Here is a 17,224-nt window from a genome sequence, read left to right on the forward strand (position 1 = left end):
TCAAACCGTCTCGGTGACCTTGTTCAGATGCGGCGGCACGTCGGGGTTGTGACCGCGCGCGACCGCCAGTGCATTGACCGCCTTGTAGAAGCTCTGCACCGCCAGCAGCGGCGTGCAGGCCGGATGCGGCGAAGCCGGCATCGGCAGGGCGTCGTCGCGGTGCTCGCCCGGACGCGCCAGCCAGACCGGGGCGCCGCGCTTGTGGAATTCCTCGACCACCGCGACCGTGCCGGCGCCGGTGTCGTCGTCCTGGGCAAACGCGAGCACCGGGAAGCCGGGGCCCACGATGGCCATCGGGCCGTGCTTGACCTCGGCCGAGGAGAACGCCTCGGCGTGCAGGCCGCAGGTTTCCTTGAACTTCAATGCGGCTTCCTGCGCGGCGCCCAGGCCAAGGCCGCGGCCGACCACGAACAGGTTGTGCGCGTCCTTGAGGCCTTCGACCAGCGGCGACCAGTCCTGCGCCCAGGCGGCGCGCAGTGCGGCGGGCAGTTCATCGGTGGCCTTGAGCAGGGCGGCGTCGCCGCTCCAGCGGGCGGTCAGCTGCAGCAATGCAGCGAGCGAACACAGGTAGCTCTTGGTCGCCGCGACGCTGGTCTCGGGGCCGGCGCGCAGCGGGATCACGGTGTCGGCGAGCTTCGCCAGCGGCGAGTCCTCGACGTTGACGAGGGCGACGACCAGCGCCCCGGCGGCCTTGGCGATCTCGGCATTGCGGACCAGGTCCGGGCTCTTGCCCGACTGCGAGATGGCGACGAACAGGGCGCCCTCCATGTGCGGCTGGACGGCATAGACCGAACCCACCGACGGCGAGGCCGAGGCCGTGACCAAGCCGAGCGTGGTCTCGAACAGATACTTGCCGTAGGTCGCCGCGTGGTCGGAGCTGCCGCGCGCGCAGGTGACGATGAAGCGCGGCGGGTCCTGCTTCAGGCGGGCGACAAGTGCATCGATGATGCCGGCATTGGCGGCGAACTGGCCGGCAACGACGTCGGCTGTCTGCTCGGCTTCGGCGTACATCCGGGTCGCGGTGGGGGCGATCATGCGGTGGTCCTGGAAAGACGGGTAGAAGGGGGTTGAGAGTCGCCCGCGCTCATTCGCTCTGCAGCTCGGCAACGAAATCGTAAGCATCGCCGCGGTAGAACGAACGCGTGTATTCGACGACGCGGCCGTCGTCGAGGAAGGTGCGGCGCTCAATGAAGAGGCCGGGACTGCCCTCGGCCAGATTCATCAGCCGGGCCTGCTCGGCGTCGAAGGCGATCGCGCGCAGGCGCTGCAGGGCCCGGGTCGGGCGCAGGCCGAGCTTGGTGAACGCCTCGTACAACGAGTTCTCGACCAGGCCCGGGTCGGCCAGCACGGATTGCGGAACGACCGTGCGCTCCAGCGCCAGGACCATCTCGTCGGCGATGCGCAGGCGGTAATAGCGCACGACCTGGGCGCCGGGCGACAGGTTCAGCGCCATCGCCTCGTCGGGCGTGACCTCGCCGACGCTGCGCTCGAGGAAGCGCGACTTCGGGTCGAGGCCGCGCGCGCGCAGGTCGTCGGTGAAGCTGGTGAGCTTGGAGAAGGATTTGACGATGCGCTCGGCGACGAACGTACCCGCACCCTGGCGCTGCATCAGCAGGCCGTCACCGACCAGTCCGGCGATGGCCTTGCGCACGGTCACGCGCGACAGGTCGAGCAACTTGCTCAGCTCGCGTTCGCTCGGCAGCGCCTGGCCGGCCGTCAGCTCGCCGTTCTCGATTGCGTGCTGGAGGGTCCGGCGCAGGTGCTGGTAGGCCGGCGCGCGTCGCGCATCGGCCTGGCGGCTGAACTCGTTGACTAGATACTCCTGCATGCGGCAAAAGATACCAGTGAGATACCAATGACGGCAACCGGCCCGGGAATACGTATTCAGGACTCGACTAAAGTCGGGGGTTTGCGGGCCTGGTATTTGACTGGTATCGTCACTGGTATGGTTCTGGTCTTGTTCTTGGTAGCAGCCCCCAATCCCTCCGCGCGGAGCGTCCCGTGAGCCCCTCCATCGCGCCGATGGCGCCTTTCGATCTGATCATCTTCGGCGGCACGGGCGACCTGGCCCTGCGCAAGCTGCTGCCGGCCCTGTTCCACCGCTATGTCGACGGCCAGATCGTCAGCGGGACCCGGATCTTCGGTCTGGCCCGCGACACCCTGGGCGATGGCGACTACCGCGACCGCGTCCGCGAGGCGCTGCAGAAGGGCCTCGCCGACGACCCGCGGTCGCCGGCCGCGCTCGAACCGTTCCTGGAGATGCTCTCCTACCGCCGCATCGACCTCAGCGCCGACACCGGCTGGCCCGAGCTGGCCAGCGAGCTGCCGGACGAATCGCGGGTGCGCGTGTTCTACCTCGCCGTCGGTCCGGACCTGTTCGGCAGCGTCGGCGCGCGCCTGCAGGCGCACGGCCTGACCGGCGAGAACACCCGCGTCGTCGTGGAAAAGCCGATCGGCCACGACCGCGCCAGCGCGGTCGCCATCAACGACGCCCTCGGCGCGGTCTTCCACGAATCGCAGATCTACCGCATCGACCATTACCTCGGTAAGGAGACGGTGCAGAACCTGATCGCGCTGCGATTCGGCAATGCCCTGTTCGAACCGCTGTGGAAGGCCGAGCACATCGACCACGTGCAGATCACCGTGGCCGAGACCGTCGGCCTGGAGCGTCGCGCCAGCTACTACGACAAGTCCGGCGCGCTGCGCGACATGGTCCAGAACCATATGTTGCAGCTGCTGTGCCTGGTGGCGATGGAACCGCCGTCGTCGCTGGCGGCCGATGCCATCCGCGACGAGAAGCTCAAGGTGCTGCGCGCGCTGCGCCCGATCGAGAACGGTGCGACCGCGCAACAGACCGTGCGCGGCCAGTACCGCGCCGGCGCGGTCGAAGGCCGGCCGGTGCCGGGCTACCTGGAAGAACTCGGCCGCAACGATTCGCGCACCGAAACCTTCGTCGCGCTCAAGGCCGAAGTGCGCAACTGGCGCTGGGCCGGCGTGCCGTTCTACCTGCGCACCGGCAAGCGCCTGTCCGACCGCATGTCGGAGATCGTGGTCACCTTCCGCCAGGTGCCGCATTCGATCTTCGGCGAGCTGGCCGAACCGATCTATCCCAACCAGCTGGTCATCCGCCTGCAGCCCGACGAGGGCGTGAAGTTGTGGCTGATGAACAAGGTGCCCGGCCCCGGTGGCCTGCGCCTGCGTCGCGTGCCGATGGACCTGAGCTTCGCCGAGACCTTCGGCGGTCGCCAGCCGGAAGCCTACGAGCGCCTGCTGATGGACGTGGTGCGCGGCAATCCGATGCTGTTCATGCGTCGCGATGAAGTCGAAGCGGCATGGGGCTGGATCGACCCGATCCGTGCCGCCTGGGAAGCCAGCGCCGAAGCGCCCAAACCCTATACCGCCGGCAGCTGGGGGCCCAGCGCCGCAGTGGCACTGATCGAACGCGATGGCAGGACCTGGCATGAAGACGCTGTCTGACCCGCTGTCCAGCCCGCGGCAAGCGGGCATGCAGGCCGAACGAATCCATGCGGAGCGACTGACCGTGCTGACACCGGATCCACTGCCACTGCGCGAGCACCTCTTCGATGATCGCAACCAACTGGCGCTGGCGCTGGCCAAGGCGGTCGCCGCGGATCTGCGCGGCGCCATCGCCCGACGCGGCTACGCACGCCTGGCCGTGTCCGGCGGCACCACGCCGCGCGAATTCCTCAGCGAACTGTCGAAGCAGACGCTGGACTGGGCCCACGTCACCGTGGTCCCAGTCGATGATCGCTGGGTCGCGCCCGACCACCCGCGTTCGAACGAACGCCTGTTGCGCGAGACGCTGTTCCAGGGCGCGGCCGCGCAGGCCCAGTTGTTGCCGCTGCGGCGCCCGACCGCAACGCCGGAAAGCGCCTTGCTGCCGGTGTTGACCCAGGTCGCCAACGAGGCGTTGCCGCTCGACGTGGTGGTGCTGGGCATGGGCGAGGACGGCCATGTCGCCTCGCTCTTCCCGGACCTGCAGCGTCGCGACATCGGCCTGCAGCCCAGCGGCCGCGCGCCGGTGCTGGCCGTGCGCAGCGCCGCCGCACCGGAGCCGCGGATCACCCTTACGTTGAGCGCGATCTTCACCGCGCCGTCGTTGTACCTGCATATCGAAGGCGCGAAGAAGCGCAACGTGCTCGACGCTGCCGCACGCGACCCACGTTCCAGGCTGCCGATCCGTTCGGTGCTGTCCGGCGCGCCGGTGGCCCCGATGTTGTTCTGGAGCCCATGAAACCGGAAACCGCAATGAGCCTGCACCCTGTAGTCGCCGAAGTAACCCAACGCATCCGCGAGCGCAGTCGCGACCGTCGCGCCGCGTACCTGGCGCGCATCGACGCCGCCGCCGGTCGCGGGCCGCATCGCGCGACGCTGTCATGCGGCAATCTCGCCCATGGCTTCGCCGCCTGCTCGCCCAGCGACAAGGCGGCGCTGCGCAGCGGCCAGGCGCCCAACCTGGGCATCGTCAACGCCTACAACGACATGCTCTCGGCGCACCAGCCGCTGGAGCGCTTCCCGTTCCTGCTCAAGCAGGCCGCGCGCAGCGTCGGCGCCACCGCGCAGGTCGCCGGCGGCGTGCCGGCGATGTGCGATGGCGTCACCCAGGGCCGCGCCGGCATGGAGCTGTCGCTGTTCTCGCGCGAAGTGATCGCACTGTCGACGGCGGTGTCGCTGTCGCACGACATGTTCGACGCCGCGCTGTACCTGGGCGTGTGCGACAAGATCGTGCCGGGTCTGCTGATCGGTGCGCTGAGTTTCGGCCACCTGCCGGCGATCTTCGTGCCGGCCGGTCCGATGACCTCGGGCCTGCCCAACGACGAGAAGTCGCGCGTGCGCCAGCGCTACGCGGTCGGCGAAGCCACCCGCGAGGAACTGCTCGAAGCCGAAGCGCAGAGCTACCATGGTGTCGGCACCTGCACCTTCTACGGCACCGCCAACTCCAACCAGATGCTGATGGAGCTGATGGGCCTGCACCTGCCGGGCGCCAGCTTCATCAACCCGGACAACCCGCTGCGCGATGCGCTCACCGCGCAGGCCGCGCGCCGCGCCGCGGAGATCACCGCGCTTGGTGACGACTACCGTCCGGTCGGGCGCATCATCGACGAGCGAGCGATCGTCAACGGTGTCGTCGGCCTGCATGCGACCGGCGGCTCGACCAACCACCTGCTGCACCTGATCGCGATCGCTGCGGCGGCCGGCATCGAACTGCGCCTGGAAGACTTCGACGCGCTGTCGTCGGTGGTGCCATTGCTGGCGCGCGTGTATCCCAACGGCAGCGCCGACGTGAACCATTTCCACGCTGCCGGCGGCCTCGCTTTCCTGATTGGCGAACTGCTCGATGCCGGCCTCGTGCACGGCGACGTCGAGACCATCGCCGGCCCCGGCCTGGCGCGCTATCGGGTCGAGGCGAGGCTGGCGCCGGAACAGCAGGTCGAATACGTGCCGGCGACCGGACGCAGCGGCGATCCCACGGTCCTGCGTCCGGTCGCCGACCCGTTCCGCGCCGACGGCGGCCTGCGGGTGCTGCATGGCCCGCTCGGCACGGCCGCGATCAAGGTGTCGGCAGTGCCGGAAGATCGCTGGGTCATCGAAGCGCCTTGCCGGGTGTTCTCCGAGCAGGGCGAGGTCAAGCACGCCTTCGAGCGTGGCGAACTCGATCGCGACGTCGTTGTAGTCGTGCGCTTCCAGGGCCCGCGCGCGAACGGCATGCCGGAGCTGCACCAGCTCACGCCGACGCTCGCGGTGCTGCAGAAGCGCGGCCACCGTGTCGCGCTGGTGACCGACGGTCGCATGTCCGGCGCGTCCGGCCAGGTGCCGGCAGCGATCCATGTCAGTCCGGAAGCGGCCTGCGGCGGCGACATCGCGCGCCTGCGCGACGGCGACGTGGTCCGGGTCGATGCGCGCGGCGGAAAGCTTGACGTGCTGGTGCCGGCGGACGAGTGGAGGCTGCGCGAACACGCCAGCGCCGATCTGTCGTCGAGCCATGTCGGCATGGGGCGCGAGCTGTTTGCGGTGTTCCGCAATGCAGCGGCGACGGCCGATCTGGGCGGCGGCATTTTCGGCGTGGCGTGAGTACATCCGAAGTCGTCGTCCCCGCGAGGGCGGGGACCCGGCGAATTCACCGCGCGAATTCACTGCGCGACCTCAAAGACACTGGGTTCCCGCCTTCGCGGGAATGACGATGACCTTGCATCTGGAGAGATGACTGATGGGCCTGCTTGAATCCGTACTGCACGTCGCCCCGGTGATGCCGGTGGTGGTGATCGAAGACGCGCGTCATGCCGTGTCGATGGCGCGCGCGCTGGTCGCCGGTGGCATTCCCGCCATCGAGATCACGCTGCGCACGCGCGCCGCGCTCGATGCAGTGCGTGCGATCGCCAATGAAGTCGAGGGCGCCATCGTCGGCGTGGGTACCGTGCGCAAGCCGCAGGACCTAGTCGACGCACAGCAGGCCGGTGCGCGCTTCGCCGTTTCGCCGGGCTCCACGCCGGACCTGATCGCCGCGGCCAAGGACTCGCCGCTTCCGTGGCTGCCGGGCGCGGCCACCGCCAGCGAAGCGATGACGTTGTCCGAGCACGGTTTCATCTTCCAGAAATTCTTCCCGGCCGAAGCCGCCGGGGGCGCGGCGGCATTGCGCTCGCTGCACGGCCCGCTGCCCGAGATCCGCTTCTGCGCAACCGGTGGCATCGGCGCGCACAACGCCCGCGACTACCTGGCCACGCCCAACGTCGCCTGCGTAGGCGGTTCGTGGATCACGCCCTCGCGCCTGGTCGCGGCCGAGGAATGGGGTGCGATCGAAGCGCTCGCACGCGCGGCGACCCTGCTGCGCGCATGACGCACCGCGCAGGAGCCGGCCATCGCGCTCCTGCGCCGTGAAGGGGGCGCACACGCGCGCTGGCCTAGCATCGCCCCACTCTCAACGTGGGGATGACCATGACACTCCCGATGCACGGACTGCGCATTCCCGCGCTGATGACCGCCGCCGCGCTGGCGTTGGCGTTGTCGGCCTGCAAGCCCGAGACCCCGCCCGCACCTGCGGGTGACAAAACGGCCGCAACGGACTCAGGCCAGTCCGAGCAGGCCACGCAGGCCCGGGCGATCGCCAAGGAGGCCTACGTCTGGGGCTTTCCGGTGGTCGAGAATTACAAGTCGATGTACGCGCAGGCGATCGACGAAGGCGGCGCCGACTTCCACGCGCCGTTCAACCGGATCGGCAGCGCTGCCAGCGTCGCCACGCCGAAGGACACGGCCATCATCACGCCGAACTCGGACACCCCGTATTCGTTCCTGTGGATGGACCTGCGTGCCGAACCGGTGGTGATCACGATCCCGGCGTTGGGCGAGAAGCGCTATTTCACGGTCCAGCTGGTCGACCTGTACACCTACAACTTCGCCTACATCAACAAGGCGCTGACGCACGGCAAGGCCGGCACGTTCATGGTCGCCGGACCCGACTGGAAGGGCGAGACGCCAAAGGGCATCGACAAGGTGTTCCAATCCGAGACCCAGTTCGCCTACGGACTGTTCCGCACGCAGCTGTTCGCCGCCGACGACCTGCCCAACGTCAAGAAGTTGCAGGCCCAGTACAAGGCGCAGCCGCTCAGTGCATTCCTCGGCGCGGCCGCACCTGCGCCGGCCGCAACGGTCGACTTCCCGGCGTATGACGGCGAGAAGGCGAACGAGCTCGGGTTCTTCTCCTACCTGAACTTCCTGTTGCAGTTCATGCCCGCCAGCCCGGGGGACGCCGGACTGCGCGAACGCTTTGCGAAGATCGGTATAGCACCGGGCAAGCCCTTCGACGAGGCGGCACTGTCGCCGCAGACCCGCCAGGCCCTGCTCGACGGCATCGACGACGCCAACAAGGAGCTGGCTGAATTCACCGCGACGAAGATCAACACCGAGCAGGTGTCGAGCGCGGACCTGTTCGGCACGCGCGATTTCATCAAGGGCAATGACCTGTACCGCTTTGCCGGCGCCAAGCTCGGCATCTACGGCAACTCGGCGGCCGAAGCCGACTACCTCAGTTATTTCGTCGATGCCAAGGGCCAGCCGCTGGATGGCTCGAAGCATGACTACGTGCTGCACTTCGGCAAGGACAGCCTGCCGCCGACCCATGCGTTCTGGTCGATCACCATGTACGACGGCAAGAGCAAGCTGCTGGTGGACAACCCGCTCAACCGCTACCTCATCAATTCGCCGATGCTGCCGCGGCTCAAGCGCGACGCCGATGGCGGACTGACGCTGTACCTGCAGAACGCGTCGCCAGGCAAGGACAAGGAAGCCAACTGGCTGCCGGCGCCGAACGCGCCGTTCTACGCGATCCTGCGCAACTACAGTCCGGCGCAGGCGGCGGTGGACCGCACCTGGAAGAAGCCGCCGCTGGAACCGACGCGCTGAGGCAATGCGGGCTGACGCAGAAGGGAGCCCGCAAGGCTCCCTTCTGCTTTTCGCACGCTGCACCCGGACGGCTACTTGAGCTCGATCACCACCGTCTTGACCGCGGTCTTGCCCGAGTTGGTAGTGTCGTGCGTGACCGGCCCGCTCCATACCGCTTCACCGGGCTTGCGGGTCATCGTCTTGGTGACGCCATCGGTGACCTGCGTGGCGGTGCCGCCCGTGACGAAATAGACGACGTTGTCGCCGTGCGAATGCACACCGGTGCTTGCGCCCGGTGGCATGTTCAGTTCGAGCACCCTCACCTTCTCGTTGTCGAGCAGCACCTTCACGTTCTTGCCTGCGGTCTTGGCCATGTCCTGGGCCAGGGCGACCGGCAGGACGGATGCGCAGGCGAAGGCGACCAGGCACGCGGCCGGTACGATGATTCGTTTCATGGTGGATTCTCCGTGGCTCGCCGCGAGCGCGAAGATCCGATGTCAGGGCATGTCTGCAGTCATGGACGAAACCGGAGCGGGCACTCGCAGTTCGGAAATCCCGGCCTGACTCGCCCTTCCGCACCGGGGCCAGGTAGCCGGGCGGACCTTGGTGTGGCGCTGCACCGTCCGACGGTGCGGTGGCCGCTGGTGTCCTCCGCATCGGGGGAGCTGCAGATCCAGCCGGCCCAGACGTAAACGCCGGGCCGTCCCGGCGCAGGCCACCGGCCGGCCACTAGACCCCGATGCCGGACGCCTCGACCGTCTCGGCCTCGACATCGACGAAGCGCTGCACGGTGAGATCGTCCAGGCGCAGGCGCTGGACCACCGACGAGAACGCCATCACCGACAGCACCCGCTGCGGGTCGCGCGCCCACGGCGGGACGTAGCGCGGCGGCACGATCAGGCCGTTGTTGCGGTAGGGCTCCAGTACCACGGTGTCGGCCACGGTCACGCGGCCGCAGAACAGCAAGGGCAGCAGTTCGCCCCGGCCTTCCTGCAGCGCCTTGCAGATGAAGGCGTAGATCCGCAGCACGCCTTCCAGGTAGGCGCCGTCCTTGGTGAAGCACACCAGGCCGCGGACGTTGCCGCCGCGGAAGATGCGCGCGGTGCTGCGGTAACTCTCCACCTCGGACTGTCCGGCATCCAGGAAGCCGCGGAACACTTCGATGAAATCGGCGCCCTTGAGCGCCTGTTCCACCATGACCACGCGCAGTGCGACGCGACGCAGGCGGGCGATGTCGATCGCGCCGGTGATGATCTCGGAGAATGTCGCCAGTCCCTCCTGCGCGCGGGTGGTGCGCGGCGCCCCGCAACCCAGCGAGGTCAGGTAGGGCTGGTGCTTGCCGTTGAGCGCGGTCAGTGTGTGGATGAACGCCTCGTGCTGGATCAGCTGCTCCAGGTCGCGCTCGGAGAACATCGCCGTCGCCCGCAGGGTCACCCGCTTGCTGCCGGCCGTGGCCTTGGAGGCCAGGTTCGGATCGAGCACGACCTCGACCTTGTCGTGATTGAAGAACGGGTCGATGCGCTCGCGCAGCCGCCGCGCGAACTCCGGTGCGTCGATGTCGACCGGCACGTCGGGCAGCAGGCGGTCGTTGATCAGCTCGTCGGTGACGCGCAGCAGTTCGCGCGCCATGTCGGCATTGGTCGAGTCCTGGCTGGGATACAGATAGTCCGGCCGGCCGTACAGCAGCGCCGAGCAACGGGTGTACTCGGGAGTGCCGATGGCGCCGAGCATCTGCGCGGCGACACGGTAACTCCACGCGGATTTGTACAGCCACATGCCCAGGGGATGGCCGCGGTCGATGCGCGAGAGCAGGGCATCGAGCCCCTCGATCTGCGCGTCCATCGGGTGCGGCTGAGTCGGCGGGAGCGGCAGTTCCGGGCGGCCGACCCTCCAACCCGCCAGGAATTGCTGCTCGAGCTCCATCGGCCAGTCGATGGCCTTGAGCACGCGGATGTCGCGGCCGAGCTTGACCAGGGTGCGGTCCTGTTCGAACAGCGGAACGAGCGCCGGATCCTTCAGGGCATCGGGTGCGGGTGGGGCAATGGGCAGGGCGGCCGACATCGAAGCTCCCCTCGCGCGAGGAAACGTGGGCCGCAGCAGACTGCGCGAAGGCGCGATAAAGGCAGGTGACGGTGCCGCCCGGTCAGGCCTTCGGGCGCGGCGGTGCGGTCGAGCCGCGAACCACCAGCTCGGGGCTGAAGCCCTCGTTGGGCAGCGGCCGCGTCGGCGCGTGCTCGCGGATCTCCTGCAGCAGGCGGTGCGCGGCGTGGCGGGCGATTTCCTGCGTGGCCTGCTTGGCCGTGGTCAGCGCCGGCCAGCTCTGCTTGGAGAACGGGCTGTCCTCGAAGCCGGCGATCGACAGGTCGTAGGGCACGTTCATGCCGCTGGACTTGGCCGCCGCCAGCACGCCGGCGGCGATCTCGTCGTTGCTGCCGAAGATCGCGGTCGGCCGGTCGGCCAGTGCGAACAGCCGGCGAGCACCGCGGAAGCCATCGTCGAACGAGTAATCGCCTTCGACCACCAGTTCCGGGTCGAGGGTGATGCCGTACTCGTGCAGCGCGTCCTCGTAACCCTTGTAACGCTCCCACGAGGACCCGTGCGACTTGCCGCCCCACAGGAAACCGATGCGGCTGTGGCCCAGCTGGATCAGGTGCTCGGTGATCTCGTAGGCGGCGTCGCGGTCGTCGACGTAGATGCAGGCGCTGCCGTCCTGCGGATCGGCGGCGGCAGACACGATGCGAACCAGGCGGATGCCGTGCGCGACCAGCTCGGTGACCAGCTCGTTGCGCTCCGACATCGGCGGCGCCAGCACCAGTCCGGCCAGGCGCGAATGCTGCACCAAGTCGATCAGCTCGCCAGCGAGATTGGGCGAGGACGAGTCGCACGGATGGATCTGCAGGCCGTAGCCGGTCTCGCGGCAGACCGACAGCACGCCGTTCTGCACCGCGATCACGTAGTAGGGGTTGGGATTGTCGTAGACCAGGCCGAGCGCGTAGTTCTGCGCACTGCGAAGGCTGCGCGCCGACGGATCGGGCTGGTAGCCCAGGTCGGCAATGGCCTGCTGCACGCGGGCGCGGGTGCTGGCCTGCACGCTGGGTTCGTCGTTGATGACGCGCGAGACGGTCTTGAGCGACACCTCGGCGCGCTCGGCGACGTCTTTGATCGTGGGTCTGCGCACCGAATCCTCGCGTGGTTCCGGCGGAGTTTCGCCGGTGGAACCGCCGCGTCCGGTGACGCGGCGTAAAGACGGCTAGCCTAACGACCGCCGCCGACGATGGGAATCGCGGTGCGGCTCAACCGTGCTGCGACGCCGTTGCGCCGCCGGTGACGGCCGCCGCATGGCCAACGCTGTGGCCGCGCCGCGCGAAGTACAGGATGTACAGGTAGCACGGCACCATCAACAGCACGAATACCAGCTGGAAGTCGTAGTGCTGCTTGAAGTGCACGAACAGCTGCGGGATCACCGCGCCGCCCGAGATGCCCATGATCAGCAGCGCCGAGCCCTTCTCGGTGAGACGGCCCAGGCCCTGGATCGCCAGCGGGAAGATCGCCGGCCACATCATCGCGTTGGCAAAGCCCAGCGCGGCGACGAAGCCCACCGAGACGTAGCCGGTGGTCAGGTACGCGCCCAGCGCCAGCAGCACGCCGAGCACCGCCGACAGGCTCAGGTAGCGTTCCTGAGAGATGAAGCGCGGGATCAGGATCAGGCCGACCACGTAGCCCAGCAGCATCGAGCCCAGGGTGAAGCCGGTGAAGAACTTGGTTTCGTCCAGCGGCAGGCCGAAGGCCTGGCCGTAGGTGCCGATGGCGTCACCGGCCATGACCTCGACGCCGACGTAGACGAAGATGCACAGCGCGCCCAGCCACACGTGCGGGAACTGGAACAGGCTCTTCTTCTCGCCCGCGTCGCCTTCGGAGTTCACCTCTTCGGCGCGCACTTCCGGCAGCGGCGAGAACAGGATCGCCACCGCCAGCAGCGCGAGCAGGCCCGCCATGACCATATAAGGCGTGTGGATGCGCGCGGCGAACTCGTTGAGCACCGTTTCCTTGGTCGCCGCATCGGCGCCGGCAACCGCGCTGGCGACATCGCCCATGCCGTGCATGACCAGCGTGCCGATAACGAACGGCGCAGCCCATCCTGCGAGTTTGTTGCAGATGCCCATCACCGCGATGCGCTGCGCCGCGCCCTCGATCGGGCCGAGGATGCTGATGTACGGATTGACCGCGGTCTGCAGCACGGCCAGGCCGGCGCCGATGATGAAGATGCCGCCGACCGCGCCGCCGTAGACGCGCGCCGTCGTGTACTGGCCGAACACGGCCGCGCCGATCGCCATCAGGAACAGGCCCAGCGCCATGCCCTTCTTCATGCCGGTCTTCTTGAGGATCATCGAAGACGGCAGCGCCAGGCAGAAGTAGGAGATGTAGAACGCGCTCGGAATCAGGAACGCGAGCGTCTCGCTGACATCGAAGGCGAGCCTGGCAAACGAGATCAGCGGGCCGTTGAGCCAGGTGACGAAGCCGAAGATGAAGAACAGCGCGCCGATGATCGCGATCGAGCCGTAATGGCTGCGCGGTCCAGTGGCAGTGGTGGTGGACATGCTCAAGGTTCCCCTCCCAAGGAATGCGGTCAATGTCGCACGATGACTCATACGACATCCCTCGGCCAACGTTGTCACAACTCGGGCCGGCACGCTAGAGACCCTTTCAAATAAGGCTGTCAGGGTGCATCCGCCTGATTCGGCATGCTGCGACGCAGCAAAAATTGCCCGTGTCCGGGCCGTGTTTACGGCCTTTCTGACAATTTCGTAACTTTCTGTTGACAACGTTGTCAGAGGCGAGCCAAATTCGGCCCGTGCCGGTGGGGAACCGGCGCCAGCGGAGGGAACATGCAGTGGGATTCGAAGGAAACGCCAAGCCAATCCTGCCCTCACGTGAGCGCGCTGCCCATGCGCGCCGTCCGCGGGTGAGCGCCGTGGCTGCCGTCGCACATCCCGATGCACGTTTCATTGCCGCCGACGTCGGCGGCACCCACACCCGCGTCGGCCTGGTCCGCGCCGGTGGCGTCGGCGAATCCCAGGTCGTGGTCCTGGCGCATCGCACCTATGTATGCGCCGACTACCCGAGCCTGGCCGCGATCCTGGCCGACTTCATTGACGGCCACAGCGCCTGCGCCGGCATCGACCGCGTCGCCATCGCCAGCGCCGGCGTGGTCCTCGACGATGCCGTCATCAATTCCAACCTGCCCTGGCGCATCTCGCTGTCGCAGCTGCGCAGCGAACTTCGCCTGAGCGAACTCCAGTACATCAACGACTTCCAGGCTGCCGCGCATGCCGCGCAGTGCATGGACCCGGGCGACTCGCTGCTGCTCACCCCGGGCGTCAGCGAAGCCGCGGCCGGTCCGGTCCTGGTGGTCGGCCCCGGCACCGGCCTGGGCGCGGCGATCCGCATCCCGCACCGTGGCGGCACCGTCGTGCTGCCAACCGAAGCCGGCCAGACCGCGTTCGCCCCGGGCAACGCCCGCGAGGCGGCGATGCTCGACTGGGCCCGTCAGCGCGGCCATTCGCACGTACCGACCGAACGTTTCGTTTCCGGCCCCGGCCTGGTGCATCTGTATGACGCGATCTGCGCCATCGACGGCATCGAGCCGAGCCTGCGCGCCCCGGCCGCGATCACCGAGGCTGCGCGCCTGGGCGACGTGCCCGCGCGTGAGGCCGTGATGACCTTCTGCGCCCTGCTCGGCAGCGTGATCGGCGACCTGATCACCGTCAGCAGCGCCAAGGCGGTGTTCATCGCCGGCGGCATCCTGCCGCGGCTGAAGGACTTCCTGCCGCAAAGCCAGTTCCATGCGCGCCTGCTCGACAAGGGCGTGATGCACGCCGCGCTCGAGCGCGTACCGGTGCGGCTGATCGAGAACGAACGCCTGGGCGTGATTGGCGCGGCCAGCTGGTACCTCGAGCACGCAATCGAGCACGAAACAGGCCAGGCGGGCGAGTGAACGCACGCATGAACCAGGCACGACACAGCACAGCACAACGGCACCGGGCCGCGGCGAAAGCCGGGCCCGGACCAGAAAACTGATTCCGCAACGCCGACGCAAGAAACGGTATCGCGGAGTCGCACACAGCCCGTGGGAGGGAGAGCAATGAAACTTCGCAAGTCAATGCTATCGATCAGTATCGTCGCCGCGCTCGGCTTTGCCGGCAACGCGATGGCGCAGGACGCCGCTGCAGGTCAGGCTCCGGCTTCCAGCCAGCAAGCCACCGACCTCGACGCCGTCGTCGTCACCGGTATCCGCGGCGCCCAGGAAAAGTCCCTGGACACCAAGCGCGATGCCAAGACCCACATCGAAGTGGTCACCGCTGAAGACGTGGGCAAGCTGCCGGCGCACAACGTCGCCGACACCCTGCAGCGCCTGCCGGGCGTGAGCATCAGCTCGTCGAGCGCCAATGAAGGCGGCTTCGACGAAAGCGACCGCGTCAGCCTGCGCGGCACCAGCCCCAGCCTGACCCAGACCCTGGTCAACGGCCACACCATCGGCAGCGCCGACTGGTTCATCCTCAGCCAGGTCGAGACCGTGGGCCGCAGCGTCAGCTACAGCCTGCTGCCGTCGGAAATCGTCAGCCAGGCGATCGTCAACAAGACCTCCGAAGCCAAGCTGGTCGAAGGCGGCAGCGCCGGTTCGGTCAACGTGATCACCCGCAAGCCGCTCGACTTCGCCAACCAGATCTCGGCCGAAGGCTCGATCGGTGCGGTCTACTCCGACCTGCCGGGCAGCACCAAGCCGCAGGTCAGCGGCCTGTTCAACTACAAGAACGACGCCGGCACCTTCGGCTTCATGGCGCAGCTGTTCTACCAGGAACGCGAACTGCGTCGTGACGGCCAGGAAATCGTCGGCGGCTTCTCGACGATCGCTCCGGATTCGGCAGCCGCCATCTCCAACCCCGACCTCGCCGGCGTGATGTACCCGAACCTGCCCGGTTCGGTCTATTTCACCCAGACCCGTGAGCGCAAGGGTGGACTGGTCGAGTTCCAAGCCAAGCCCAGCGACGACATCACCCTGGGCCTGAGCGCGTTCGTGTCCGACATGGACGCCAAGAACTACAACCGCAACTACATGCTGTGGACCGGCAACTTCGTGCCCAACCAGGCACCGAACCCGGGCTATGTCGTGCAGAACGGCACGCTGGTCCACGCCGACTACTCCGGCCAGACCGATGCCAACGGCATGCCGGTCGGTTACGGCATCTACGACATGATCTCGCGCCCGGAATCGGCCGCGAAGACCGGTTACGTCACCTTTGACGCTGCCTGGGACATCAGCGAGGACTTCTCGCTCAAGACCCAGGTCGGCACCACCAAGGGCAAGGGCGAAACCCCGACCCAGAACATCGCGGAAGTGGTGACCGGCAGCAACGGCGGCGGCTGGACCGTCAACGGCGGCAGCAACCCGGTCGACTGGTACCTCAACGATCCGTCGGGCCCGACCACCAACGGCTTCGGCACCTGGGGCATCCAGTACTACGACGTGCAGGACAAGGAAGACTGGTTCTCGGCCGATGCCTCCTGGTTCGTCCACGGCGGCGCGCTGTCGTCGGTCGACTTCGGCGTGCGCTACGCCGAACACACCCGTGAGGTCAACAGCCCGTACGGCTCCGATCCGGGCAACATCGCCGGCGCGCTGGCCAATGGTGATGTCGGTTACTACCCGGGCGACTTCGGCAACGATCTCGGCGGCAACTTCCCGAGCAACATCTGGTACTTCACCCAGGGTGCGCTCGAGCAGGCCGTCAAGAACAACTCCACCGTCCGCAACGACGGCGCTCGCCACAACTACGGCAGCGAGTTCAACATCAACGAAGAGAACACGGCCGTCTACGCGCAGGCCAACTTCGAAGGTGACAACTGGAGCGGCAACGCCGGTCTGCGCTACGTCGACATCCGCCAGGACATCCAGTACTTCCGCGCCCTGGCCGGCACGGCGATCACTCCGGACGTGAGCAGCCTGTTCGGCGACTTCGCCCGCGTGCGCGACATCAACACGCACGACAAGGTCCTGCCGAGCGCGAACTTCAAGTACACCTTCAACGAAGACTGGGTGCTGCGCCTGGCCGCTTCGCAGACGATGACCCTGCCGGACTACTCCGCGCTGGCCGGTGCGGTCTCGCTGTCGAACCTGACCCACACGGGCACGGCCGGCAACTCGGACCTGGAACCGATCATCTCGACCAACTTCGACGCTTCGCTGGAGTGGTACTTCGCTGATCGCGCCCTGCTGGCGGCCAGCGTCTTCTCGATGGACCTGGACAACTACGTCAAGTACGGCACGGTCACCCGTCCGTTCGTGAACGACCAGACCGGCAACATCGAAGACTACGAAGTCACCATCCCGATCAACAGCGACGGCAAGGTCAAGGGCGTGGAGCTGACCTACGAACAGCCGATCGGCGAGTTCTTCGGCATCTCCGCCAACTACACCTACGCCGATGGCGAGGCCGATGGCGGCGACCCGCTGGTGGGCACCTCGAAGAACAACTACAACCTGTCGGCGTACTTCGAGAACGACGTCTTCAACGCCCGCCTGGCCTACACCTACCGTTCGTCGTTCTACCACGGCATGCTGCGCGCCAATCAGTACTTCCAGGATGACCTGGGCACGCTGGCGGCGTCGGTCGGCTACAAGGCGACGGACTGGTTCTCGGTCACGCTCGATGCGATGAACCTCAACAACCCGACCCTGAAGTACTACGTCGCCGACGGCCACCCGCAGGCGTTCTACAACAACGGTCGCCAGTACTATCTGAACTTCCGCTTCAAGTATTGATGCAGG

13 protein-coding genes are annotated in these 17,224 nt (G+C 67.4%); 7 read left to right on the forward strand and 6 right to left on the reverse strand.

Annotated features, from left to right (window positions below):
* Complete coding sequence (locus tag AC1DER_RS14165) at positions 1 to 1,035, reverse strand: SIS domain-containing protein (RefSeq protein ID WP_477246945.1); 1,035 nt, start codon at positions 1,033 to 1,035, stop codon at positions 1 to 3.
* A gap of 49 nt (positions 1,036 to 1,084) precedes the next feature.
* The gene (locus tag AC1DER_RS14170) at positions 1,085 to 1,828 is read right to left on the reverse strand and encodes a GntR family transcriptional regulator (protein WP_441815709.1); all 744 of its coding nucleotides are present in this window, start codon (positions 1,826 to 1,828) and stop codon (positions 1,085 to 1,087) included.
* Positions 1,829 to 2,001: 173 nt separating this feature from the next.
* Here AC1DER_RS14170 and zwf point away from each other — a divergent pair, with 173 nt between their 5' ends.
* The 5 genes from zwf (at position 2,002) to AC1DER_RS14195 (ending at position 8,418) form a co-directional block, all read left to right on the forward strand.
* Positions 2,002 to 3,477 (forward strand): glucose-6-phosphate dehydrogenase, encoded by a 1,476-nt coding sequence (gene zwf, locus AC1DER_RS14175; protein ID WP_441815710.1) that lies wholly within the window; start codon positions 2,002 to 2,004, stop codon positions 3,475 to 3,477.
* Positions 3,461 to 4,255 (forward strand): 6-phosphogluconolactonase, encoded by a 795-nt coding sequence (gene pgl / locus AC1DER_RS14180; protein ID WP_477246942.1) that lies wholly within the window; start codon positions 3,461 to 3,463, stop codon positions 4,253 to 4,255. The genes zwf and pgl overlap by 17 nt, the downstream gene beginning before the upstream one ends.
* Positions 4,256 to 4,269: 14 nt before the next feature.
* Positions 4,270 to 6,093 carry a phosphogluconate dehydratase gene (edd, locus tag AC1DER_RS14185; protein WP_477246940.1) on the forward strand — a complete coding sequence of 608 codons (1,824 nt, stop codon included), beginning with the start codon at positions 4,270 to 4,272 and terminating at the stop codon, positions 6,091 to 6,093.
* 136 nt (positions 6,094 to 6,229) lie between these two features.
* A complete protein-coding gene (eda, locus tag AC1DER_RS14190) occupies positions 6,230 to 6,856 on the forward strand; it encodes a bifunctional 4-hydroxy-2-oxoglutarate aldolase/2-dehydro-3-deoxy-phosphogluconate aldolase (protein ID WP_441815713.1) in 627 nt (208 codons plus the stop codon).
* Between the two features lie 92 nt (positions 6,857 to 6,948).
* On the forward strand, positions 6,949 to 8,418 hold the full coding sequence (locus AC1DER_RS14195; RefSeq protein WP_477246938.1) for a DUF1254 domain-containing protein: 1,470 nt from the start codon (positions 6,949 to 6,951) through the stop codon (positions 8,416 to 8,418).
* A 71-nt stretch (positions 8,419 to 8,489) separates the two neighbouring features.
* Here the strand turns inward: AC1DER_RS14195 and AC1DER_RS14200 are convergent, their stop codons facing one another.
* The 4 genes from AC1DER_RS14200 to AC1DER_RS14215 form a co-directional block, all read right to left on the reverse strand.
* On the reverse strand, positions 8,490 to 8,852 hold the full coding sequence (locus tag AC1DER_RS14200; protein ID WP_477246936.1) for a cupin domain-containing protein: 363 nt from the start codon (positions 8,850 to 8,852) through the stop codon (positions 8,490 to 8,492).
* 274 nt (positions 8,853 to 9,126) lie between these two features.
* Positions 9,127 to 10,458: a flavohemoglobin expression-modulating QEGLA motif protein gene (locus AC1DER_RS14205; RefSeq protein ID WP_477246934.1), complete on the reverse strand. Its 1,332-nt coding sequence runs from the start codon at positions 10,456 to 10,458 to the stop codon at positions 9,127 to 9,129.
* A gap of 82 nt (positions 10,459 to 10,540) precedes the next feature.
* Positions 10,541 to 11,575, reverse strand: a complete 1,035-nt coding sequence (locus AC1DER_RS14210) for a LacI family DNA-binding transcriptional regulator (RefSeq protein ID WP_441815716.1) — start codon at positions 11,573 to 11,575, stop codon at positions 10,541 to 10,543.
* 115 nt (positions 11,576 to 11,690) lie between these two features.
* Complete coding sequence (locus AC1DER_RS14215; RefSeq protein ID WP_477246932.1) at positions 11,691 to 12,995, reverse strand: sugar MFS transporter; 1,305 nt, start codon at positions 12,993 to 12,995, stop codon at positions 11,691 to 11,693.
* Between the two features lie 374 nt (positions 12,996 to 13,369).
* Between AC1DER_RS14215 and AC1DER_RS14220 the strand changes: the two genes are divergently transcribed.
* Together AC1DER_RS14220 and AC1DER_RS14225 are read left to right on the forward strand one after the other, a co-directional pair.
* The gene (locus AC1DER_RS14220; RefSeq protein WP_477246930.1) at positions 13,370 to 14,392 is read left to right on the forward strand and encodes a glucokinase; all 1,023 of its coding nucleotides are present in this window, start codon (positions 13,370 to 13,372) and stop codon (positions 14,390 to 14,392) included.
* A 147-nt stretch (positions 14,393 to 14,539) separates the two neighbouring features.
* Positions 14,540 to 17,218, forward strand: coding sequence for a TonB-dependent receptor (locus AC1DER_RS14225; protein ID WP_477246928.1), 2,679 nt, complete (start codon positions 14,540 to 14,542; stop codon positions 17,216 to 17,218).
* Positions 17,219 to 17,224: the final 6 nt, after the last annotated feature.

It is taken from the genome of Lysobacter sp. 05T417 (genome assembly GCF_056396405.1).